Below are 21,712 nucleotides of genomic sequence, written 5' to 3'. Positions count from 1 at the left end.
GGTCTACAACACCGGATATCGGTTCATTTCGCCAGTTTGCGAGATAGCGCCTTGAACACCACAAACAAACCATGCCTAACGGAAAACAGCGATCAAGAAAGCGACATGGGCGCAACCCAAAGACGACAGTCGGCAAAGTCGCAATAGCGCTACATAGCGTAAATAATTGACCCCGCGAATACGGCGGTTTTCCGGATCGTCCGGGAAGATTCGCCGCCTAAAGGCTTTGGGCGCGACGCGGTCGCCGGCTGCGGTTGACGTCGATGGCCGTGTGCCAGAGAACAGCGCCGAGGATGACCGCGCCGCCGAAAAAGGTGGCAACGGGCGGCTGCTCGGAAAACAGCAACCAGACCCAGAAGGGTGTGAGCACGATTTCCATCGTGCCGATCAGCGCGGCTTCTGCCGGCGGCATTCGCTTCGCTCCGGCAAGGAAGAGCACCAGTGCGAGAGAGAAATTGGTCGCGCCGAAGGCAGCAAGAACGATCCAGTTGTGCAGGTCGAGCGAACCGACCGAACCGAACGGCGCGAAGATGACAAGCGTCAGGAAAGCGCTGACCACGGTTGGCGGCAGGCTCGGCACGTCGGGACTGATGCGCGGAATGATGATGACGAGCGCGAAGGACGCCGTCATGCCGAGCGCCAGCAGATCTCCCACACCAGTGCCGCCGCCGATCGACGAGGCGACGATGACGGCAACGCCGAAGAGCGAGATGCCGCCGGCAATCAGTGTCCGCGTGGAGACCCTCTCCCTGAGGATGAACCAGCCGAGTATGGCCGCGATGAAGGGCGCGGTCGCATAGATCATCGTCACATTGGCGACGGTGGTCATGTAAAGCGCGCCGATGAAGCATACCTGACTGAAGGTCTGGCATGCGATCATCGCAAGTCCGGACGGATGGAAGACGGAACGCCATTGCTGCCGCGAGATGCCCCCTTCGAGGAAAAGGCAGGGGATCAGCAGGAACAGGCCGCCGAACAACGACCGCCAGGCGATCGCCGTCCATACGTCGGTGGTCAGGAGCCGCGAATAGACGCCGCTCGCGCTCCAGGCAAGCGTCGCGGCAACGATGAGAAGCACACCCTTCTCGTGCTCGCTGCCTGCGAGGGGTCTGGCCGGATTTTCTATGGTCACGCAGATATTCTCAAAGAAGGAAGTCGAACGCGGCTCTTTTGTGCGCCCAGAATTGACATCGGACAAACGAATAGTAGAGATGACTACCATCGATTTTTTCTATGGCTATTTCCATGCACGAGCCGATTGAAAGCGACCTGCTGAGAACCTTCCTGGTCGTTGCCGAAACCTCCAATTTCTCGGCGGCCGCCCAGCGCATCGGGCGGACCCAGTCGGCCGTCAGCACCCAGATCAAGAGGCTTGAGCAAACGATCGGCGAAACGCTGTTCGAGCGTGGCGCCCGCGGCGTGCTGCTCACACGCCAGGGCCTACAACTCGTGCCCTATGCCCGCAGGGTGATCGATCTCCTGAACGAGGCGGTCGTAACGATCCGCAGCAAACCGCTGGATGGGCCGGTGCGCATCGGAATTCCCGAGGAATACAGCCAGACGGTACTGCCGGCAGCCCTTGCGGCTTTCGCTGTCCGCCACCCGGCCGTCGAGGTCACCGTGTCCTGCGACTACACCGTCCGCAACCTAGCTGCCCTTGAGCGGGACGAGCTCGATCTGGCCGTCGTTTTCGACTGGAGCGATGAGACGAAAGGCGAGGTCATCTGCATTGATCCCACAGTCTGGGTCACATCGATGGTCCACCGGCTGCATGACATCGATCCCCTGCCGATTGCGATCTATCGCAATTCCACCTGGTGCCGCGATTTTGCGCTCCGGTCGCTGGAGCAGATCGGCCGCAACTATCGGATCGCCTTCATCGCCGATACGGGCTCGGGGCTGAAGAATGCCGTGACCGCAGGCCTTGCCGTCACCACGCTTTCCCGCAGCAACATCCCGCCCGGCTGCCGGGAGCTGACCGCCGAAGACGGTTTCCCGCCGGTCGATTCCTCCAAGGTCGTGCTCCGCCGAAGCACCTACCGTTCCAGCGAGGCAGTCCGGGAACTTGCTGAGATGATACGGGACGCGTTCCAGCCTATGTCGGCACCTTCGATGGTGTGACGCGGCGGCGCAAACGGCGCCGGGTCTCGGACGGGCTCTCGGAAAAACTCGCCCGGTAGCTTCTCGCAAAGGCCGAGGCCGAGTTGAAGCCGGTCGCCGCTGCGATGTCGGCAAACGAGGCTGTCGTCTCGATCACCTTGCGGCGCGCCGCATTCAAGCGCAGCGCCAGATAATGCACATGCGGCGGCGCGCCGATGCTCTGCTGGAAGAGATCCTGCAGATGCCGGGCGCTGATGCCCACCCGGCGGGCGAGCCGCGTGAGAATCAGAGGCTGCTCGATATGCTCCTCCATCAGCCGTACTGCCTGCGTCACGCGGGGGTCGTGCATGCGCAGTCCGGCAGCGGCTGCGGAAAGCGATTCATCACCGTGGAAGGAGGGCTGCTCGTAACGGAACAGCCGGCTGACCTCGAGCGCCAGCGAATAACCCTGCCGTTGCCGGATCACCTCCAGCATCAGGTCGACGGTCGGAAGCGAACCTGAGGTCGTCAGCCGCTTGCCGTCGATGACGAAACGATCCTTGACGGCCCGCACCTCAGGATAGGCCAGCGCAAAATCCTCGTAATCCTCCCAGTGGACCGTCGCCGGCAACCCGTCGAGCAGGCTAGCTTCGGCCAGCAGCCATGTGCCGGACTCGATGCCGGCAATCACCGTGCGATAGCGGGCGGCCTGGGAGAGCTGCATCTTCAGCGCCGGCGTCGCACTGCGGCGCCAGTTGTAACTGGCCAGCACGAACAGCGGCGCATCCTCGGTCGTCGCCTTGAAAGCGCCTTGCGCGGGCACGGCGATATCGCTGGTGGTCAGGACCGGCGCTCCGTCCGGCGTGAGCAGCCGCCAGCGATAGAGCTCGCTGCCGGAAATGCGGTTGGCGCCGCGCAACGGCTCGATGACCGAGGCGATCAGGATCAGGTTCGCATCCGGCAGGACGAGAAGGTCGATATCGAGCCGTTCCGTCGATCGCTGTAGCAAGATCGCCTCCCTCGAGTTCCGATAATGTATCGATTGCTTCCGAAATTGCAACGCATTGCCGTCCATCATGTCGCGTAATGCGGGCAAGACAAGGGAGAACAAAAACATGCCTCTTGCGATGAACCGCGATGTCTTCATCACCTGCGCCGTTACCGGCGCTGGCGACACGGTTTCCAGATCCAACCTCGTGCCGATCACTCCTAAGCAGATCGCCGATTCCGCCATCGACGCGGCAAAGGCTGGTGCTGCGGTCGTTCACTGTCATGTCCGCGACCCGGAAACGGGTGCTGCCAGCCGCCGCAACGACCTCTACAGGGAAGTCACCGACCGCATCCGCTCGGCCAATGTCGACGTCGTCCTCAATCTCACTGCCGGCATGGGCGGGGACCTGATCTTCGGGGATGTCGAAAAGCCCCTTCCCCTCAATCCAAACGGAACGGACATGGCGGGCGCCACCGAGCGTGTCAGCCATGTCGCCGAATGCCTGCCCGAGATCTGCACGCTCGACTGCGGCACGATGAACTTCAACCTCGGCGACTATGTCATGACCAACACGCCGGCCATGCTGCGGGCGATGGCGAAGAAAATGACGGATCTCGGCGTGCGCCCCGAGATCGAGGCCTTCGACACCGGCCATCTCTGGTTTGCCAAGCAGCTTGCCGAGGAAGGCCTGATCGAAGACCCGGTGCTGATCCAGCTCTGCATGGGCATTCCATGGGGCGCGCCCGACGATCTCAACACTTTCATGGCGATGGTCAACAACGTGCCCGCGAGTTGGACCTTCTCGGCCTTTTCGATCGGCCGCAACGCCATGGCCTATCCGGCGGCAGCCGTTCTCGCCGGCGGCAACGTGCGCGTCGGCCTGGAGGACAATCTCTTTGTCGGCAAGGGCCAGCTCGCCACCAATGCGCAATTGGTCGAAAAGGCCGTGCAGGTGGTCGAGGGCATGGGTGCGCGGATCATCGGTCCGGAAGACGTTCGCAAGAAACTCAAACTGACGAAGCGCTGAGGACGGCATGACAGGGATCAACAAGGCGGCTTGTATCGGCGGCGGCGTCATCGGCGGCGGATGGATCGCGCGTTTCCTGCTGGCCGGCATCGACGTTGATGTGTTCGACCCGCATCCGGAAGCGAGCCGCATCGTCGGCGAAGTCATCGCCAACGCCGAAAAAGCCTATGCCATGCTGACCGGAGCACCCCTGCCGCCGCGCGGCAGGCTCACCTTCTGCACGACGCTCGCGGAAGCCGTCGCCGGCGCCGACTGGATTCAGGAAAGCGTGCCGGAAAGGCTCGACCTCAAGCGCGGCGTGCTGACTGAGATCGATGCCGCGGCGCGGCCGGACGCCCTGATCGGCTCTTCGACATCAGGCCTGCTGCCGACCGATCTGCAGCGTGACATGAAACATCCCGAGCGCCTCTTCGTCGCTCATCCCTATAATCCCGTCTATCTGCTGCCGCTCGTCGAAATCGTCGGCGGCGAGAAGACCTCGGCGGCAACCATCCAGGCGGCGATGGAAAGACTGCTGCCGCTCGGCATGAAGGGCGTCCACATCGCCAAGGAGATCGAGGCCTTCGTCGGCGACCGGCTGCTCGAAGCGCTCTGGCGCGAGGCCTTGTGGCTGATCCACGACGATATCTGCACCGTCGAGACGCTTGATGACGTCATCCGCTACTCCTTCGGTCTGCGCTGGGCGCAGATGGGCCTGTTCCAGACCTACCGCATCGCCGGCGGCGAGGCCGGCATGCGCCACTTCCTCGCCCAGTTCGGCCCGTGCCTCGCCTGGCCCTGGACCAAGCTCACCGATGTCGTCGATCTCGACGATGCGCTGATCGAAAAGATCGGCCGGCAATCCGACGAGCAGGCGGCCGGCTTGTCGATCCGCGAGCTCGAACGCATCCGCGACGAAAACCTCGTCGGCATCCTGCAGGCGCTCAAGGGCGGCCACGACGGCAAGGGCTGGGGCGCCGGCAAGCTGCTGAAGGACTTCGAGCAATCGCTCTGGGCGCAAAGCGGCACAGCGACCGCGTCTTTCGACCCGTCGAAGCCGCTGAAGCTCGTCGAGACGAAAGTCGGTCCCGCCTGGGTCGATTATAACGGCCATATGACCGAGCACCGCTACCTGCAGGTTTTCGGCGACACATCAGATGCGTTGCTGCGCCTCATCGGCGTCGATCTCGCCTATGTCGAGGCGGGGCAGAGCTACTACACGGTGGAAACCCACATCCGTCATCTCGGCGAGGCGAAGCTCGGCCAGGCAATCCATTCGACCTGCCAGATCCTTGATGTCGACGAGAAGCGGCTGCACGTCTTCCACACTCTCTACGACACGGTGACGGGCGAGGCTCTGGCAACCGCGGAGCACATGTTGCTGCATGTCGACAGCAAGGCCGGCAAGGCCACGCCGGCGCCGGCCGTTATTCTCGACAAGGTCAAGGCGATCGCCAGAGCCCATGCGGAGTTGGCAGCGCCCGAAGGCGCCGGCCGTCACGTCGGCCAGAGGCGGTAGGAGGATTGGCATGAACTTCGGACTGAGCGAAGAACAGGAAATGATCGTCGAGACGGTCCGCGCCTTCGTCGAAACCGAAATCTATCCGCATGAAAACGAGCTCGAGCGCAGCGGCATCGTCCCGCCGGAGCTCGGACGCGAGATCCAGCGCAAGTGCATCGATCTCGGCTTCTACGCCTGCAATTTTCCGGAAGAGGTCGGCGGCGCTGGCCTCGACCATGTCACCTTCACGCTGGTCGAGCGGGAGCTTGGGCGCGGCTCCCTGGGGCTGACGGTTTTCTTCGGCCGGCCCTCCGGCATCCTGATGGCCTGCGAGGGCGAGCAGCGCGAGCGCTACCTTCTGCCCGCGGTGCGCGGCGAGAAGATCGATGCACTTGCCATCACCGAACCGGACGCCGGTTCCGACATGCGCGGCATGAAATGCGCCGCCCGCAGCAGCGGCGGCGACTTCGTGCTGAACGGCACGAAACACTTCATTTCGCATGCCGATGTCGCCGATTTCGTCATCGTCTTTGCCGCGACGGGCGAGGAGGAGACGCCGAAAGGCATCAAGAAGAAGATCACCGCATTCCTCGTCGATCGCGGCACGCCGGGCTTCGAAATCCTCAAAGGCTACGATTCCGTTTCGCATCGCGGCTATCACAACTGCACGCTCAACTTCACCGATTGCCGCATTCCCGAAGCCCAAGTGCTGGGCGAGGTGCATCGCGGCTTCGATATCGCCAACCAATGGCTCTACGGCACACGGTTGACGGTTGCCGCCACCTGCGTCGGCCGGGCACGGCGCGTCTTCGACATGACGCTGCCCTATGCCGCCGAGCGCAAGCAGTTCGGCAAGCCGATCGGCGCCAATCAGGGCGTGTCGTTCAAGCTCGCCGATATGATCACCGAGATCGACGCGGCCGATTGGCTGACGCTCGCCGCCGCCTGGCGGCTCGATGCCGGCCTCTCCGCAGACCGGCAGATCGCCTCTGCCAAGCTCTACTCCTCCGAAATGCTGGCCCGGGTCACCGATGAAGCGATCCAGATCTTCGGCGGTATGGGCCTGATGGACGACCTGCCGCTCGCCCGCTTCTGGCGCGATGCGCGCGTCGAGCGCATCTGGGACGGCACCTCTGAAATCCAGCGGCATATCATCAGCCGCGATCTGCTCAGACCCTTGGGAGCGTGAGCCGATGACGCCTCGCTCGCTCGACCGCCTGCTCAGACCGCAAACGATTGCCGTCTTCGGCGGCCGCGAGGCGCGCAGGGTGATCGAGCAGTGCGACCGCATGGGATTTGCCGGCGAGATCTGGCCCGTCCATCCCAAACTCGACGAGGTTCTCGGGCGGTCCTGCTATCGCTCCGTATTCGATCTGCCTTCGGCGCCGGACGCCGCCTTCGTCGGCGTCAACAGGATGCTGACCGTCGAGATCGTGCGCAGCCTTGCGCAAGCCGGCGCCGGCGGCGCGGTCTGTTATGCGTCCGGCTTCAGTGAAGCCACTGCGGAACTCGACGACGGCGCCGAGCTGCAGCAGGCGCTGCTTTCGGCAGCCGGCGCCATGCCGATCCTCGGGCCGAACTGCTACGGCCTCATTAATGGGCTCGACGGCGCATTGCTCTGGCCGGACCAGCACGGGATGCGCCGAATCGAAAAAGGCGTCGCGATCCTGACTCAGTCCTCCAACATCGCCATCAACCTGACCATGCAGACGCGCGGCCTGCCGATCGCCTATATGGTCACCGCAGGCAACCAGGCGCAGACATCGCTTGCCGATGTCGCCTGCGCGCTGATCGAGGATCCGCGCGTCACGGCCGTCGGCCTTCATGTCGAAGGTTTCGGCGAACTCGCTTCCCTCGAACGCCTCGCCGTCCTTGCCCGGCACACGAGGAAGCCCGTGGTCGTGCTGAAGGTCGGCAGGTCCGATCAGGCCAAGCGCGCTGCGGTGTCCCACACCGCTTCGCTTGCCGGCAGCGATGCCGTCGCCGACGCCGTGCTCGCCCGCCTCGGCCTGGGCCGTGTCCAGACCTTGCCGGCGCTCTTGGAGACCCTGAAGCTGCTGCATGTCGTCGGGCCGCTCGCCAGCCATTCGATCTCGTCGATGAGCTGTTCCGGTGGCGAGGCGTCGCTGATGGCAGATGCCGCCGTCGGTCGTAATGTGGAATTCCCCGCGCTGCAGCCGCAGCAATTGCCGCGTTTGCGTCAGGCGCTCGGCGAGATGGTCGCGCTTGCCAATCCGCTCGATTACCACACCTTCGTTTGGGGAGATGTTGCGCGCCAGACCGAAGCCTTCAGCGCCATGTTCGAAGGCGACCATGCGCTCAATCTCGTCGTCCTCGACTTTCCGCGCGGTGACCGCTGTGATGCTTCCGAATGGGCGATGACGGCGGACGCGGTGATCGCGGCGGCCTCTGCCACCGGTGCGCTGGCCGGCCTTCTCGCGACCCTTCCTGAAAACATGCCGGAGCCGGTGGCCGATCGTCTGATATCGAATGGGGTCGTCGCCTTCTCCGGTATTGACGAAGCCATCACGGCAGCGGAAGTCGCCGCCGGCATCGGCCGGGCCTGGGATGGCTCACCTCCCCTGCCACTGCTCAATGTGCCCTCCGCCGATGGCGAGATCGAGACGCTGACGGAAGCCGATGCGAAGACGGAGCTTGCCGCCTGCGGCCTCCCTGTTCCCCGGGGGCTGCAGGCTTCTTCTCCCCGCGAAGCCGCGGAGCAGGCCGAGCTGCTCGGTTTTCCCGTCGTGCTGAAGGGTCTCGGCGTTGCACACAAGACCGAGGCGGGGGCCGTCGCCCTCAACCTATGGGATATTGAGGCCGTGTCGAAAGCGGCGGCGAAAATGGCATCGAACGCCGGCTATCTCGTCGAGAAGATGATCAATCCGCCGGTCGCAGAACTTATTGTCGGCGCCATCCGTGACCCAGTTTTCGGTTTGTCTCTCACCTTGGGTGCAGGCGGAATATTCGTTGAATTGCTTGAGGATTCCGTCATCCTGCCACTTCCGGCGACGAAAACTCAGATTCACGCGGCGATTTCACGCCTCAAGCTGGCGAAATTGATCTATGGCTATCGCGGGCGGCCGAAAGGCGATCTCGACGCCGCGGTTGCCGCTATCGCAGCAGCGGCAGAATATGTCGTAAAGAACGCCGCACGCCTGGAGGAACTGGACATTAATCCATTGATGGTTCTTCCCGAAGGGCATGGCGTTATTGCAGTCGATGCTCTGATACGGCGGAGGAGGTAGCATAGGTTGAGCGACCAGATTCGCACACGATATGACGACGGAGTGCTCGAAGTCGTCATCGACCGGCCGAAGGCGAATGCCATCGACCTTGCGACCAGTCGCGCCCTGGGGTTGATCTTCCAAGATTTCCGCGACGATCCAACGCTGCGCGTCGCCATCGTCTCGGGCGCCGGCGAGAAGTTTTTCTGTGCCGGCTGGGATCTCAAGGCGGCGGCATCAGGCGATGCGGTCGACGGAGATTACGGCGTGGGTGGCTTCGGCGGGCTGCAGGAACTGCGCGACCTCAACAAGCCTGTCATATCAGCGGTCAACGGTATCTGTTGCGGCGGTGGTCTGGAGATCGCGCTGTCGACCGACCTGATCCTCGCCGCCGAGCATGCGACCTTCGCCCTGCCGGAAATCCGCTCGGGCACGGTTGCCGATGCGGCTTCCATCAAGCTGCCGAAGCGCATCCCTTATCACATCGCCATGGACATGCTTTTGACCGGTCGCTGGCTCGACGTTCACGAGGCGCATCGCTGGGGTTTCGTCAACGAGGTCCTGCCGGCTGAGCGGCTGATGGAGAGAGCCTGGGAGCTTGCCCGGCTGCTTGAGAGCGGGCCGCCGCTCGTCTATGCGGCCATCAAGGAAATCGTACGCGAAGCGGAGGGTTCGACGTTCCAGACTGCCATGAACAAGATCACCAAGCGGCAGTTTGCGACGGTCGACAGGCTCTATTCGAGCGAGGACCAATTGGAAGGCGCACGGGCCTTCGCTGAGAAGCGAAGCCCCATTTGGAAAGGAAAATGACAAGGCGGCGGCAACCGCACTATTTTCCCGCATGATGCGGGCACCGGAGGGGGAGAGGAAACCGCCTGCGGACCAGCCCGGAAGTTCTGTCAACGCACCATAAAGAAGGAACTGGGGAATGAACGACTACACCAAATATCTCGCAAGCCGTGTCACCGCCGGCGGGCTCAGCCGCCGCGAATTCATGGGACGCGCCATGGCGGCCGGCATCACACTTGCCGTCGCCGACAAGCTCTTCACCGAAAGCGCTGAAGCCGCCGAACCGAAGCGCGGCGGCCACCTGAAACTCGGCCTCGAAGGAGGTGCGGCCACCGATTCCAACGATCCGGCGAAGTTCCTGTCGCAGGTCATGTTCTGCATCGGCCGCTGCTGGGGCGACATGCTGGTCGAATCCGATCCGCTGACGGGTGCCGCCGTGCCGTCGCTCGCCGAATCCTGGGAGCCGTCGAAGGACGCCGCCACCTGGACCTTCAAGATCCGCAAGGGTGTCAAGTTCCACGATGGCAAGGAACTGACGATCGACGACGTCGTTGCGACGCTCAAGCGTCACACCGATGCGAAGTCGGAATCCGGCGCGCTCGGCGTTCTCGGCTCGATCAAGGAGATCAAGGCCGATGGCGGCAATCTCGTACTGACGCTTAGCGAAGGCAATGCCGACATGCCGCTGCTGCTGTCCGACTACCATCTCGTCATCCAGCCGAACGGCGGCGTCGACGATCCTCTCGCCTCGATCGGCACCGGCCCCTACAAGATGACGAGCTTCGAGCCAGGCGTCCGCGCCACCTTCGAAAAGAACAAGGACGACTGGCGTACCGACCGAGGTTATGTCGATTCGATCGAAATCATCGGCATGAACGATGCGACCGCCCGCATCGCGGCCCTGTCGTCCGGCCAGGTGCACTATATCAATCGCGTCGACCCGAAGACCGTCAACCTCTTGAAGCGCGCCCCGAACGTCGAGATCCTCTCGACCGCCGGTCGCGGTCATTATGTCTTCATCATGCATTGCGACAAGGCGCCGTTCGACAACAACGACCTGCGCCTCGCCCTCAAATACGCCATGGACCGCGAGACCATGGTGGAGAAGATCCTCGGCGGTTACGGCAAGGTCGGCAACGACTTTCCGATCAACAGCACCTATGCGCTGTTTCCCGAGGGTATCGAGCAGCGGGTTTACGATCCTGACAAGGCTGCCTTCCACTACAAGAAGTCAGGCCATAGCGGTTCGGTGCTTCTGCGCACCTCCGAGGTCGCCTTCCCCGGCGGTGTCGATGCAGCCGTCCTCTACCAGGAGAGCTGCAAGAAGGCCGGCATCGAAATCGAGGTCAAGCGCGAACCGGGCGACGGCTACTGGACCAACGTCTGGAACGTCCAACCCTTCTCGACCTCCTACTGGGGTGGCCGTCCGACCCAGGACCAGATGTATTCCACCGCCTATCTCTCGACGGCGGACTGGAACGACACCAAGTTCAAGCGTCCTGACTTCGACAAGCTGTTGCTGGAGGCCCGCTCCGAACTTGATGAAGCCAAGCGCAAGGACATGTATCGCACCATGGCGATGACGGTGCGCGACGAAGGTGGGGTAATCCTGCCGATGTTCAACGATTTCGTGAACGCCTCCACCAAGCAGGTGAAGGGTTATGTCCACGACATCGGCAACGACATGTCGAACGGTTACGTCGCGACCCGCGTCTGGCTGGACGCCTGAGGGCATGGGGGCGTTTGCCCCTCCGATCTCCAACGAAGCCTGGACCGTGGGATGAAAACCCGCGGTCCTCCCGACGTTTTAGCGCGAGGTCCTCGCCATGACCAATCCTGCCCAAAGCAATATCTTGCCCGGCCTCGGGTTTCGGCAGCGTTTTCCGCTGCTTGCCCTTATCCTCGAGCGCTTTTTGCTCAGTATCGTCCTGCTCTTTGCCGTTTCCATCGTGATTTTCGGCGGTCTGGAAGCCCTGCCCGGCGATTTTGCCACCACTTATCTCGGCCAGTCGGCGACACCGCAGGCCGTTGCCAATATTCGCCAGGATCTCGGGCTGAACCGCCCGATCACCACGCGTTACGTCGAATGGCTCGGCAACGCCGTCCAGGGTGACTTCGGCACCTCCTGGGCCAGCAAGAATTCGGTGAGCGAACAGATCGGCAAGCGCCTTGGCAATTCGCTCTTCCTGGCGGGTTTCGCGGCCGTGATATCAGTGCCGCTCGCCGTTGGGCTCGGCATGCTGTCGGTGCATTTCCGCAACCGCCTGCCGGATAAGATCATCAACGTCATCTCGCTTGCGGCGATCTCGCTGCCGGAATTCTTCGTCGGCTACCTGCTGATCCTGTTCTTCGCGGTCAAGTTTGGCGTAGCCACCTTTCCGGCGACGGTCTATGACAGCATGGGTTTCGTCGAGCGGTTGAAAGCAATCGCGCTGCCGACGGCGACCCTCGTCCTCGTCGTACTCGCGCATATGATGCGGATGACGCGGGCTGCAATCCTCTCCGTCATGTCGTCGGCCTATATGGAGACCGCAGAGCTGAAGGGCCTTGGCGCCTTCCGGTCGATCGTCAAGCATGCCGCCCCCAATGCGCTCGCGCCGATCATCAACGTCATCGCATTGACGCTTGCCTATCTCGTGGTCGGCGTCGTCGTTGTCGAAGTGGTCTTCGTCTATCCCGGCATGGGGCAGTACATGGTCGATGCGGTCACCGTGCGCGACATGCCTGTCGTGCAGGCCTGCGGCCTGATCTTCGCCGCCGTCTATATCTTCCTCAACATGACGGCCGATATTCTCGCGATTATCGCCAATCCCAGGCTGAGGCATCCGCGATGAGATTAAGAGACATTCCCATCACCGCCTGGATCGGCATGGCCGGTATCGTCATCGCCTTCATCTTCGCAATCTTCGCACCATGGATCGCTCCTTATGGCGAGACGCAGGTCGTCGGCGACGTCTGGCAGATGCCGGATGATCAATATATCTTCGGCCTCGACAATCTCGGCCGCGACATCTTCTCGCGGCTGATCTACGGCGCACGCACGACGCTGGTGGTCGCGTCCGCCGCCACCGTCATCTCCTTCTCGCTCGGCATCATCCTGAGCTTCACCGCCGCCGTCTCGCGCGGCGTGGTCGACACCGTCCTCTCACGCTTCAACGATCTGATGATGTCGATCCCGACGCTGATCTTCGCACTCGTGGTCCTGGCGGTGCTGCCGCAAAACATCGTCGTGCTGATCCTTGTGATGGCGATCCTCGATTCCACCCGCGTCTATCGTCTCGGCCGGGCCGTCGCGCTCGATGTCGCAGTGATGGAATTCGTCGAGGCGGCGACGCTACGCGGCGAAGGCAAGCTCTGGATCATCTTCCGCGAAATCCTGCCGAACACGCTGTCGCCGCTGCTTGCCGAGTTCGGGCTGCGCTTCGCCTTCTCGATCCTGTTCCTCTCGACGCTTTCCTTCCTCGGCCTCGGCATTCAGCCGCCGGCGGCCGATTGGGGCGGCATGGTCAAGGACAACAAGGACGGCATCATCTTCGGTATCTCGGCAGCGCTGGTGCCGGGCACCGCGATCGCGACACTTGCCGTCTGCGTCAATCTTGTCGTCGACTGGCTTCTGAAACGCACATCCAGCCTCAAGGGAGGGCGCGGCGATGCCTGAGCTTCTTTCCGTTCGCAATCTGAAGATCGAAGCAACCAGCTATCCGCCGGGCGAGCCGCCGAAGCGGGTGACGATCGTCGACGGCGTTTCCTTCGACCTGCAGAAGGGCAAGGTTCTCGGCCTGATCGGGGAATCCGGCGCCGGCAAGTCGACGATCGGCCTTTCGGCGCTTGCCTATGGCCGGGGCGGCGCCGAAATCACTGGCGGTGAGGTGCGGCTCGACGGCACCGATATCCTGGTGCTCGGCAAGAACGGCATCCGTAAAATTCGCGGCGCACGGGTCTGCTATGTCGCGCAGTCGGCGGCGGCCGCCTTCAATCCGGCGCACAGGCTCGGCGATCAGGTGATCGAAGCGTCGGTCAAGCATGGTCTGATGAGCAAGGAGGAGGCGCGCAAACGGGCGCTTTATCTGTTCGGGGTTCTCGGCCTGCCCAATCCCGAAACCTTCGGCGAGCGCTTTCCCCACCAGGTCTCCGGCGGCCAGCTGCAGCGGGCGATGACGGCGATGGCGCTCTGCTCCAATCCCCAACTCATCGTCTTCGACGAGCCGACGACAGCGCTTGACGTCACCACGCAGATCGACGTGCTGGCGGCGATCAAGCATGCCATCGAGGAAACGAACACGGCCGCCCTCTACATCACCCATGACCTTGCCGTCGTCGCCCAGGTCTCGGACGACATCATGGTCCTACGTTATGGCAAACAAGTGGAATATGGCAGTGTTCAGCAAATCATCGAGGCGCCGCGGGAGGATTATACGCGCGCCCTCGTCAATGTCAGGCAGGCCTACCGCGAGGAAGCCGCCGACCAGTCCACGGCACTTCTCAAAGTCGAAAATATCAGTGCCGAATATTCCAACGGCTTCAAGGTGCTGCACGATGTCGCGCTGCACGTGCCGAAGGGGCAGACGCTCGCGGTCGTCGGCGAATCCGGTTCCGGCAAATCGACCCTGGCGCGCGTCATCACCGGTCTGTTGCCGCCGAGCAGCGGGCGCATCGTCTTTGATGGCAAGCCGCTGATGCCTGGCCTCAAGAGCCGGCCGAACGACGATCTGAGGCGCATCCAGCTGATCTACCAGATGGCCGATACGGCGATGAACCCGCGCCAGACGGTTCGCGACATCATCGGCCGCCCGCTGACCTTCTATTATGGCCTGAGAGGTGGCGAGAAGACCGCGCGGGTGAAGGAGCTGCTCGACCAGATCGAAATGGGCAAGGGCTTCGTCGATCGCTACCCGGCCGAACTCTCCGGCGGCCAGAAGCAGCGCGTGGCGATCGCGAGAGCGCTTGCCGCCAAGCCCGAACTCATCCTCTGCGATGAGCCGACCTCGGCGCTCGATCCACTGGTGGCGGAGGGCATCCTCAAACTGCTCTTGCGCCTGCAGAAGGAAGAACAGCTTTCCTATGTCTTCATAACCCACGATATCGCGATCGTCCGGGCGATCGCCGACAGCGTGGCTGTGATGCATCGTGGCAAGCTGGTGCGGTTCGGTCCGAAATCGATGGCGCTGTCGCCGCCCTTTGACGACTATACCGATCTGCTGTTGAAATCCGTGCCGGAAATGGAGATCGGCTGGCTGGAACGGGTGCTCGCCACGCGTCGCATGGAGAGCGCCGGTAACTGACTTGACGAGGGCAGAACCCTCGTCTCATGAAATGTGCATCAAGGAATGAGCATGACCTCGCGCGGCTTCACCACCATCGAGAATGAATGGATTACGCTGAAGGATGGGACGCGGCTGGCCGCGCGCATCTGGATGCCGGATGGCGCCAGGGAAGATCCGGTTCCCGCCGTCTTCGAATTCCTGCCCTATCGCAAGCGGGACGGAACCAGCCTCAGGGACGAGTCGACCTATCCGGTATTCGCGGCCGCAGGCATTGCCGGCGTGCGCGTCGATATCCGCGGATCGGGAGAATCCGAGGGCGTCATCGACGGCGAATATACCGAATGCGAGCTTGCCAATGCCTGCGAGCTGATCGCCTGGATTGCCGAGCAGCCATGGTCGAACGGCTCGGTCGGCATGATGGGCATCTCCTGGGGCGGCTTCAACAGCCTGCAGGTCGCCGCATTGCGCCCGCCGGCGCTGAAGGCCGTCATCTCGATCGCCTCGACCGTCGACCGCTACAATGACGATATCCACTACAAGAACGGCTGCCATCTCTCCGCGCAGCTCTCATGGGCGGCGACGATGCTCGGCTACCAATCGCGGCCGCCCGACCCCGCACTCGTCGGCGAGCGCTGGAAGGAAATGTGGCTGGAACGCCTGGCAGGCGAACCCTTCTTCATGGAGGAGTGGTTGGGCCACCAGCGGCGCGACGATTTCTGGCGTCACGGCTCGATCTCAGAGGATTTTTCGAGCGTGCAGATCCCGACGCTGGTGATCGCCGGCTGGGCTGACGGCTACCGCAATACGCCTCTGATGGCGGTCGAAGGCCTGGGCGACAAGGCGAAGGCGCTGATCGGCCCCTGGGTCCACAAATATCCGCATTTCGCCTGGCCGAAGCCGCGCACCGATTTTCATGGCGAGGCAATTGCCTGGTGGAACAAATGGCTGCGGGGCGAGGACAATGGGATCGATAGGCTGCCGCAGGCTCGCGCCTATATTCTCGACGCCATCCGCCCTGCCCCGCGACGTGACAGCGATCCGGGCTTCTGGGTCGCCAAGGACGTCTGGTCGCCGCCGCAGATGCAGTGCTTCTATGTCGAGCAATTCGGTAAGCTGACGGAAGGCATGCCGATCCCGCACGCGCCCGAACATCCCGTCTATGTGAGATCTCCGCTCGACACCGGGACGGCGTCAGGCGAGTATTTCACGCTGAAACCCGACGCCGAAATGGCGATCGATCAGCGCTCCGACGATGCCGGCTCGCTGGTCTTCGATACGATGCCGCTTGCGGGGGATCACGACTATTTCGGCCGGCCCGTGCTCACGCTTGCGCTGCGCTCCAGGGCGACGGGCGGAAATCTCTGCGCCCGGCTCGTCGATGTCCATCCGGATGGCACGGCGACGCGTGTCGCCTTCGGCGTCGTCAATCTTACCCATCGCGACGGCAATGCCGATCCCAAGCTGCTGACACCGGGCGAGACAGTGCCGATCCGGCTCGTGCTCGACGCCTGCGGTTATCGCTTCCGCAAGGGGCATCGCATCCGCCTTTCGCTGTCCACCGCATATTGGCCGATGATCCTCCCGCCGCCTGATGACGAAGGCATCGACATCGATATCGCGGCACTCGGCCTGGGGCTGCCGATGCTCGGCGAGCACCAGCGGATCGACATCAAGGAACCGGCCAATCCCGATCCTCTGCCGAAATACATCGAGCATGCGGCCGCCGTAACGAAGCGGCAGGTCGTCCGCGACCTCTCGGCCAACCGGACAGACTATCACATCCACGAGGATACCGGGCTCACCGAACACCCTGAGACAGGTCTCTCGACCCGGCAATTGCGCGAGGAAGTCTGGTCGATTTCACCCGGTGATCCGCTGTCGATGACCGGGACCTCGACCTGGACCTGCGACATGCGCCGCCCCGGCTGGTTCGCCCGGACGGTGGCGACCGCACGGATTGCTTGCACCCGGACCGATTGGGTCATCAGCGCTGTCGTCACCGCCTTCGAGGACGACGTGCAGATCTTCGAAAAGGTCTTTGCGGAAAAGCGGATCGCGCGCGACCTGATGTGATCGTCACGCCACTGCAAAACGTCTTATGGCCTCGCAGACGGCGCGGAAGCCGTCGCGTGCGCCGTCGCTCATGTGGCGGGCGCGCAGCCAGGCATGCACCATCTGCGGTTCCTCCCGGAACCAGACTTCGACGCCCTCCGCAGCGAGCCGGGCGGCATAGTGCCGACCGTCGTCTCGGAGCGGATCGAAATGCGCGACCGTTATGAAGGCCGGCGGCAGCCCGGCAAGCGAGGATGCCTGCAGCGGCTCGGCGATCTCGTTGCCTGCCGGCGCCTGCAGCATATCGCGATAATAGGCGACATCCGCCGTCGTCAGTCCCGGTGCCGCGGCCATTTCGGCATAGGAGCCTGCATCGAGGTTGCCGCTGAGCGTCGGGTAGATCAGGACTTGGCCGACGACACCGGACAGAGCCTCGTCGCGCGCGCGCAATGCAAGGCCCGCCGCCAGATTGCCGCCGGCGCTGTCGCCGACCAGCACGACCTTGCTGTTGGCGGAAAGCAGATGCTTCAATACGATAAAGCCGTCATCCGTCTGTGCCGGCCAGCGATATTCCGGGGCCAGCCGGTAATCGACCGAAACGAGTTCCGCACCGGCAAAATCGGCAATCTCGGCGCAGATGGCATGATGGCTCTCGAGCGAACCGACAACGAAGCCGCCGCCATGAAGATAGAGCAGAATGGTGCGCGTGCTGATTTTCCGTGGACGATAGCGCCGGATCGGTATGCGCTGGAGCATGCCGTCCGCAAAGATCATCTCCGGGGGCAGCGGGCGGTCAAAGCGGGCGCAAAGGGCGTTGTACCAGTCTCGCTGCTGCTCGATCGACGCTTCAACGGCGTCGGGCGGATAGAAGGCATCGCAAATCGCGAGAAACTGCAGAATGCCCTTTTCGGTGGGGACAGGCGGTTGAGCGGACATGGAGGTCCTTTCGCGATTTGGGGCGATGCAGATCACGTCCCCGGCCGACTCTGTCCTTATCATGCGCCTTTGTGATGGGGACGATCTGTCTGCCCGCGACCCATGAATGTCGCGCCACTCAAAATTTCCGATAATTTTTTCGCCATCGACCCAAGGAAAGCCATCCGAGAAACGTCTCAATGTCGAAATAGCATCTTGCTTGGTAGCATGGGGTAGGTGCGGAATTGGACGCGGAGCTCATCGAACGAGCGCAGGGCGGTGACCGGGAGGCCTTCGGGCAACTGGTGTCGCGCCATTATGAATTCGTCCGTGCGACAGCATGGCGTTGGTCGGGCAGTTCCACCGACGCCGACGACATCGCCCAGGAGGTCTGCGTCAAGCTCGGCGCGGCGATCCGCAGCTTTCGCGGCGCCAGCCGCTTCAGGACATGGCTCTATACTCTTACGCTCAACGCTGCCCGCGACCATAGACGCAAGCTTGCACGAGAGGAGCAGACATTCCGCGCCTACGCCGTCGAACCGCAGCAGGATGCGCCTGATGGAAATGACGACGAGCTATCGAGCGAATTATGGGCAGCCGTGCGCGCCTTGCCGGAAAGGCAATGCGACGCCGTGCTGCTCGTTTACGGCGAAGGTCTCAGCCATTCGGCGGCCGCCGATGTCATGGGTTGCTCGGAGGCGACAGTGTCCTGGCAGGTTCATGAGGCGCGCAAGAGGCTGAAGGCCGTGCTCGGCAAGGAAGAGGTATGACCGTGGACAAGGAACTTGAAAAGCTCTCCCGCCTGACGCCGCCGGCCGCGACGCCGGAGGCGCGTGCGCGTGCGCTTACTGCCGCGATGCAGGCCTTCGACACCGCAGAAAATAATGCGCCGGCCACCCAAGGAAATGCGAAAGGCTGGCGTCAAAGCTCCATCATCAACTGGATATGGAGCCCTGGCATGAACAAGAAATTCCTCGCCGGTTCAGCCCTTGCGACGCTGCTGGTCATTCCCGCCGCCGGTTATCTCGCGATCGAGCTGACCCGCAACGGATCGCCGATCGTCGACCAGACCGAGATCGCCGGCAATCTTTCGAAAAGTGAGGCGTCGAAACAACCGACTGCGACCGCCGGTCAGCCGGTCACGGTCGCGCAGCAAGCACCGGCCGGGAACAACAGCCTGGCTGAGCAATCTGTCGCTGACGCGCAAGCCCCGCAGGACAAGGAGGCGCCGGCACTTGGGAAACCCAATTCGTCGCAGACATCCGAATCCGATGCCAACGACGTCGCCGCCCTCACGAACAAGCCGGAGGGTTCTGCCGCGGCACTCGGGGTGGCCAAACGCGCTGCACCGGCCGCTCCCGGCATCGTCCCCCAGCGGCAGTTTGCCGAACCGATGGCTGCCATCGCCCCTTCGCCGGTGCCACCTGCGGAGGGGCGTGTGCAGATTCAGCTCGATCCCAATCGCGAGCGGTTTGCCAATGCCGCTGTAAATCCGATCAAGAGTGTGGCGACGGATCCGGTCTCGACCTTCTCCGCCGATGTCGACAGCGCTTCCTATACCTTCGTCCGCCGCTCGTTGACCGGCGGGGCGATGCCAGATCCGCAATCGGTTCGCGTCGAGGAGATGATCAATTATTTCCCCTATGACTGGCCGGGTCCTGACAATGCCGACCAGCCTTTCAAGGCGACCGTGACTGTCATGCCGACGCCGTGGAACCACGACACGGAATTGATGCATGTGGCGATCAAGGGTTATGACATCGCGCCGGCGACCACGCCGCATGCCAATCTGGTCTTCCTGATCGACGTGTCGGGCTCGATGGACGAGCCGGACAAGCTGCCGCTGCTGAAAAGCGCCTTCCGGCTGCTGGTCAACAGGCTGAAACCCGACGACACCGTCTCGATCGTCACCTATGCCGGTAATGCCGGCACGGTGCTGACGCCGACACGCGTGGCGGAGAAATCGAAGATCCTGTCGGCAATCGACAGACTGGCGCCCGGCGGCTCGACCGGTGGCGCCGAAGGCATCGAGGCGGCTTACGACCTCGCCAAGCAGGCCTTCGTCAAGGACGGCGTCAACCGGGTGATGCTGGCAACGGATGGCGATTTCAATGTCGGCCCGTCGAGCGACGAGGATTTGAAGCGCATCATCGAAGAGAGGCGCAAGGACGGCATTTTCCTCACCGTTCTCGGCTTCGGACGGGGCAATCTCAACGATTCCCTGATGCAGACGCTCGCCCAGAACGGCAATGGCAGCGCCGCCTATATCGATAGCTTGGCCGAGGCGCAAAAGACGCTGGTCGAAGAAGCCGGATCGACGCTGTTTCCGATCGCCAGCGACGTCAAGTTCCAGGTCGAGTTCAACCCGGAACGGATCGCCGAGTACCGGTTGATCGGCTACGAGACGCGGGCGCTGAACCGCGAGGATTTCAACAATGACCGCGTCGATGCCGGCGATATCGGCTCCGGCCACAGCGTCACGGCGATTTACGAGATTACGCCCAAGGGAAGCCCGGCGGTGATGAATGACGATCTGCGGTATGGCGCAGCCGATAAGGCGCCGGCCGAGGCCGCTGACAGCGCCCATCAACGCGAGCTTGCCTTCGTCAAGATGCGCTACAAGCGGCCGGGCGAGGACAAGAGCGCCCTCATCACCACGCCTGTCAACGATGGCAACGTGGTCGCCACCGTCGATGCCGCGCCGCAGGATGTCCGCTTCTCGGTGGCCGTCGCTACCTTTGGCCAGAAACTCAGCCATGTCGCGGCCGTCGACACCTATTCCTACAAGGCGATCGCCGATCTCGCCGCGGCATCGCGAGGCACGGACGCCTTCGGCTACAGGTCGGATTTTCTCGGCCTCATCAGGCTGGCGGACGGCCTCAGTCAACGATGAGACAAGAGGTACAAAACTGACCAAACAAGAGGCCGTCCCAAAAGGGCGGCCTCTTGTTTGGTGATCATCCCGGTCTCGACCCGTTGGCGGTGAGATAAACAGCGTAGAGAGACGTGCTCGCGGTGATGAAGAGACGGTTTAATTTCTCTCCGCCGAAAGTGACGTTGGAGACGCCCTCAGGAATATGGATCTTGCCGATCAACGTTCCATCCGGATCATAGGCGTGCACACCATCGCCGGCGCTCGTCCATATCCGGCCTTTCCGATCGACGCCAAAACCATCGAACAGACCTGCAGTACATTCTGCGAAAACGCCGAGATCGCTCAGCCTTCCCTCATTCGAGACCGTGAGCTTTCTGATGTGACGCGGACCGCCGGGCAGATGCGTTGCCCCGGTGTCGGCAATGTAGAGCAGCGTCTCATCCGGGGAAAAGGCCAGTCCGTTCGGCTTGACGAAATCGGAAGTCACCTGATCGGTCGTGCCTGTTGCCGGATCATGCCGGTAGACGTGGCATCCTCCGATTTCCGCCTCGCCATAGTCGCCCTCGTAGTCGTGGAGGATGCCGTAGCTCGGGTCGGTGAACCAGATGGTCCCGTCGGACTTGACGGTGACGTCGTTTGGCGAATTGAGCCGTTTGCCTGCAATTCGATCGGCCAGAACGGTGATCCTGCCGTCGAAATCCGTGCGCGTGACACGGCGCGTCAGATGCTCGCAGGTGATCAGCCGGCCCTGGTTGTCGACGGTGTTGCCATTCGAGTTGTTGCTGGGCGAGCGGAATACCGATGTATGCCCGCTGGTGTCGTCGTAGCGCATCATCCGGTTGTTGGGGATATCCGAAAAAACCAGATAACGCCCGGCCGCAAACCAAGCCGGTCCCTCCAGCCAGCTCCCGCCCGTCCAAAGCCGCTCGACGCGGGCGTGACCGACGAAGCAGCTTTCGAAACGCGGGTCGAGAACGTCAAACCCCGTACCGTCAATTTGCCCGAACATGATG

17 protein-coding genes are annotated in these 21,712 nt (G+C 62.6%); 13 read left to right on the top strand and 4 right to left on the bottom strand.

The annotated features are described in order from the left end of the window. Positions 1-217: 217 nt before the first annotated feature. Positions 218-1,132 carry a DMT family transporter gene (locus tag V8P77_RS03885; RefSeq protein WP_335910811.1) on the bottom strand — a complete coding sequence of 305 codons (915 nt, stop codon included), beginning with the start codon at positions 1,130-1,132 and terminating at the stop codon, positions 218-220. Positions 1,133-1,245: 113 nt separating this feature from the next. On the opposite strand from V8P77_RS03885, the gene V8P77_RS03880 reads away from it, so the two are divergent. Beyond that, complete coding sequence (locus V8P77_RS03880) at positions 1,246-2,121, top strand: LysR substrate-binding domain-containing protein (protein WP_335910810.1); 876 nt, start codon at positions 1,246-1,248, stop codon at positions 2,119-2,121. Here V8P77_RS03880 and V8P77_RS03875 read toward each other — a convergent pair. After that, the gene (locus V8P77_RS03875) at positions 2,096-3,154 is read right to left on the bottom strand and encodes a GlxA family transcriptional regulator (protein WP_373694573.1); all 1,059 of its coding nucleotides are present in this window, start codon (positions 3,152-3,154) and stop codon (positions 2,096-2,098) included. The genes V8P77_RS03880 and V8P77_RS03875 overlap by 26 nt on opposite strands. 40 nt (positions 3,155-3,194) lie before the next feature. On the opposite strand from V8P77_RS03875, the gene bcoG reads away from it, so the two are divergent. From bcoG to V8P77_RS03825, 10 genes are all read left to right on the top strand, one after another. Further along, complete coding sequence (bcoG, locus tag V8P77_RS03870) at positions 3,195-4,097, top strand: 3-dehydrocarnitine:acetyl-CoA trimethylamine transferase BcoG (protein WP_335910808.1); 903 nt, start codon at positions 3,195-3,197, stop codon at positions 4,095-4,097. 7 nt (positions 4,098-4,104) lie between these two features. Further along, a complete protein-coding gene (locus V8P77_RS03865) occupies positions 4,105-5,595 on the top strand; it encodes a carnitine 3-dehydrogenase (protein WP_335910807.1) in 1,491 nt (496 codons plus the stop codon). Positions 5,596-5,605: 10 nt separating this feature from the next. Then, positions 5,606-6,766, top strand: coding sequence for an acyl-CoA dehydrogenase family protein (locus V8P77_RS03860; RefSeq protein ID WP_335910806.1), 1,161 nt, complete (start codon positions 5,606-5,608; stop codon positions 6,764-6,766). A 4-nt stretch (positions 6,767-6,770) separates the two neighbouring features. Next, positions 6,771-8,825 (top strand): acetate--CoA ligase family protein, encoded by a 2,055-nt coding sequence (locus tag V8P77_RS03855; protein WP_335910805.1) that lies wholly within the window; start codon positions 6,771-6,773, stop codon positions 8,823-8,825. 6 nt (positions 8,826-8,831) lie between these two features. Beyond that, positions 8,832-9,614 (top strand): carnitinyl-CoA dehydratase, encoded by a 783-nt coding sequence (locus V8P77_RS03850; protein WP_335910804.1) that lies wholly within the window; start codon positions 8,832-8,834, stop codon positions 9,612-9,614. A gap of 118 nt (positions 9,615-9,732) precedes the next feature. Continuing rightward, positions 9,733-11,322, top strand: a complete 1,590-nt coding sequence (locus tag V8P77_RS03845) for an ABC transporter substrate-binding protein (RefSeq protein ID WP_335910803.1) — start codon at positions 9,733-9,735, stop codon at positions 11,320-11,322. A gap of 97 nt (positions 11,323-11,419) precedes the next feature. After that, complete coding sequence (locus V8P77_RS03840) at positions 11,420-12,427, top strand: ABC transporter permease (protein WP_335910802.1); 1,008 nt, start codon at positions 11,420-11,422, stop codon at positions 12,425-12,427. Continuing rightward, a complete protein-coding gene (locus V8P77_RS03835; RefSeq protein ID WP_020047866.1) occupies positions 12,424-13,251 on the top strand; it encodes an ABC transporter permease in 828 nt (275 codons plus the stop codon). Before V8P77_RS03840 ends, V8P77_RS03835 begins: the two co-directional genes overlap by 4 nt. Continuing rightward, on the top strand, positions 13,244-14,875 hold the full coding sequence (locus V8P77_RS03830; RefSeq protein WP_335910800.1) for an ABC transporter ATP-binding protein: 1,632 nt from the start codon (positions 13,244-13,246) through the stop codon (positions 14,873-14,875). The genes V8P77_RS03835 and V8P77_RS03830 overlap by 8 nt, the downstream gene beginning before the upstream one ends. Positions 14,876-14,926: 51 nt before the next feature. Next, a complete protein-coding gene (locus V8P77_RS03825) occupies positions 14,927-16,930 on the top strand; it encodes a CocE/NonD family hydrolase (RefSeq protein WP_335910799.1) in 2,004 nt (667 codons plus the stop codon). A 3-nt stretch (positions 16,931-16,933) separates the two neighbouring features. On the opposite strand, the gene V8P77_RS03820 is transcribed toward V8P77_RS03825, so the two are convergent. After that, positions 16,934-17,845, bottom strand: coding sequence for an alpha/beta hydrolase (locus V8P77_RS03820; RefSeq protein WP_335910798.1), 912 nt, complete (start codon positions 17,843-17,845; stop codon positions 16,934-16,936). A gap of 224 nt (positions 17,846-18,069) precedes the next feature. Here V8P77_RS03820 and V8P77_RS03815 point away from each other — a divergent pair, with 224 nt between their 5' ends. Further along, positions 18,070-18,594, top strand: a complete 525-nt coding sequence (locus V8P77_RS03815; RefSeq protein WP_335910797.1) for an RNA polymerase sigma factor — start codon at positions 18,070-18,072, stop codon at positions 18,592-18,594. Further along, positions 18,591-20,717 (top strand): YfbK domain-containing protein, encoded by a 2,127-nt coding sequence (locus V8P77_RS03810; RefSeq protein ID WP_335910796.1) that lies wholly within the window; start codon positions 18,591-18,593, stop codon positions 20,715-20,717. Before V8P77_RS03815 ends, V8P77_RS03810 begins: the two co-directional genes overlap by 4 nt. A 64-nt stretch (positions 20,718-20,781) precedes the next feature. Here V8P77_RS03810 and V8P77_RS03805 read toward each other — a convergent pair whose 3' ends face one another. After that, positions 20,782-21,708, bottom strand: a complete 927-nt coding sequence (locus V8P77_RS03805; protein ID WP_335910795.1) for an SMP-30/gluconolactonase/LRE family protein — start codon at positions 21,706-21,708, stop codon at positions 20,782-20,784. Positions 21,709-21,712: the final 4 nt, after the last annotated feature.

It is taken from the genome of Rhizobium aouanii (assembly GCF_037002925.1).
In the GTDB taxonomy this organism is placed as follows: domain Bacteria; phylum Pseudomonadota; class Alphaproteobacteria; order Rhizobiales; family Rhizobiaceae; genus Rhizobium; species Rhizobium aouanii.
This window is presented reverse-complemented; position numbering and strand designations above follow the sequence as displayed.

Excerpts from the sequence above, each read along its gene's own strand:
- V8P77_RS03880 (WP_335910810.1), top strand. The coding sequence starts at position 1,246 with ATGCACGAGCCGATTGAAAGCGACCTGCTGAGAACCTTCCTGGTCGTT.
- V8P77_RS03875 (WP_373694573.1), bottom strand. The coding sequence starts at position 3,154 with ATGGACGGCAATGCGTTGCAATTTCGGAAGCAATCGATACATTATCGG.
- bcoG (WP_335910808.1), top strand. The coding sequence starts at position 3,195 with ATGCCTCTTGCGATGAACCGCGATGTCTTCATCACCTGCGCCGTTACC.
- V8P77_RS03865 (WP_335910807.1), top strand. The coding sequence starts at position 4,105 with ATGACAGGGATCAACAAGGCGGCTTGTATCGGCGGCGGCGTCATCGGC.
- V8P77_RS03860 (WP_335910806.1), top strand. The coding sequence starts at position 5,606 with ATGAACTTCGGACTGAGCGAAGAACAGGAAATGATCGTCGAGACGGTC.
- V8P77_RS03855 (WP_335910805.1), top strand. The coding sequence starts at position 6,771 with ATGACGCCTCGCTCGCTCGACCGCCTGCTCAGACCGCAAACGATTGCC.
- V8P77_RS03845 (WP_335910803.1), top strand. The coding sequence starts at position 9,733 with ATGAACGACTACACCAAATATCTCGCAAGCCGTGTCACCGCCGGCGGG.
- V8P77_RS03840 (WP_335910802.1), top strand. The coding sequence starts at position 11,420 with ATGACCAATCCTGCCCAAAGCAATATCTTGCCCGGCCTCGGGTTTCGG.
- V8P77_RS03835 (WP_020047866.1), top strand. The coding sequence starts at position 12,424 with ATGAGATTAAGAGACATTCCCATCACCGCCTGGATCGGCATGGCCGGT.
- V8P77_RS03830 (WP_335910800.1), top strand. The coding sequence starts at position 13,244 with ATGCCTGAGCTTCTTTCCGTTCGCAATCTGAAGATCGAAGCAACCAGC.
- V8P77_RS03825 (WP_335910799.1), top strand. The coding sequence starts at position 14,927 with ATGACCTCGCGCGGCTTCACCACCATCGAGAATGAATGGATTACGCTG.
- V8P77_RS03820 (WP_335910798.1), bottom strand. The coding sequence starts at position 17,845 with ATGTCCGCTCAACCGCCTGTCCCCACCGAAAAGGGCATTCTGCAGTTT.
- V8P77_RS03810 (WP_335910796.1), top strand. The coding sequence starts at position 18,591 with ATGACCGTGGACAAGGAACTTGAAAAGCTCTCCCGCCTGACGCCGCCG.
- V8P77_RS03805 (WP_335910795.1), bottom strand. The coding sequence starts at position 21,708 with ATGTTCGGGCAAATTGACGGTACGGGGTTTGACGTTCTCGACCCGCGT.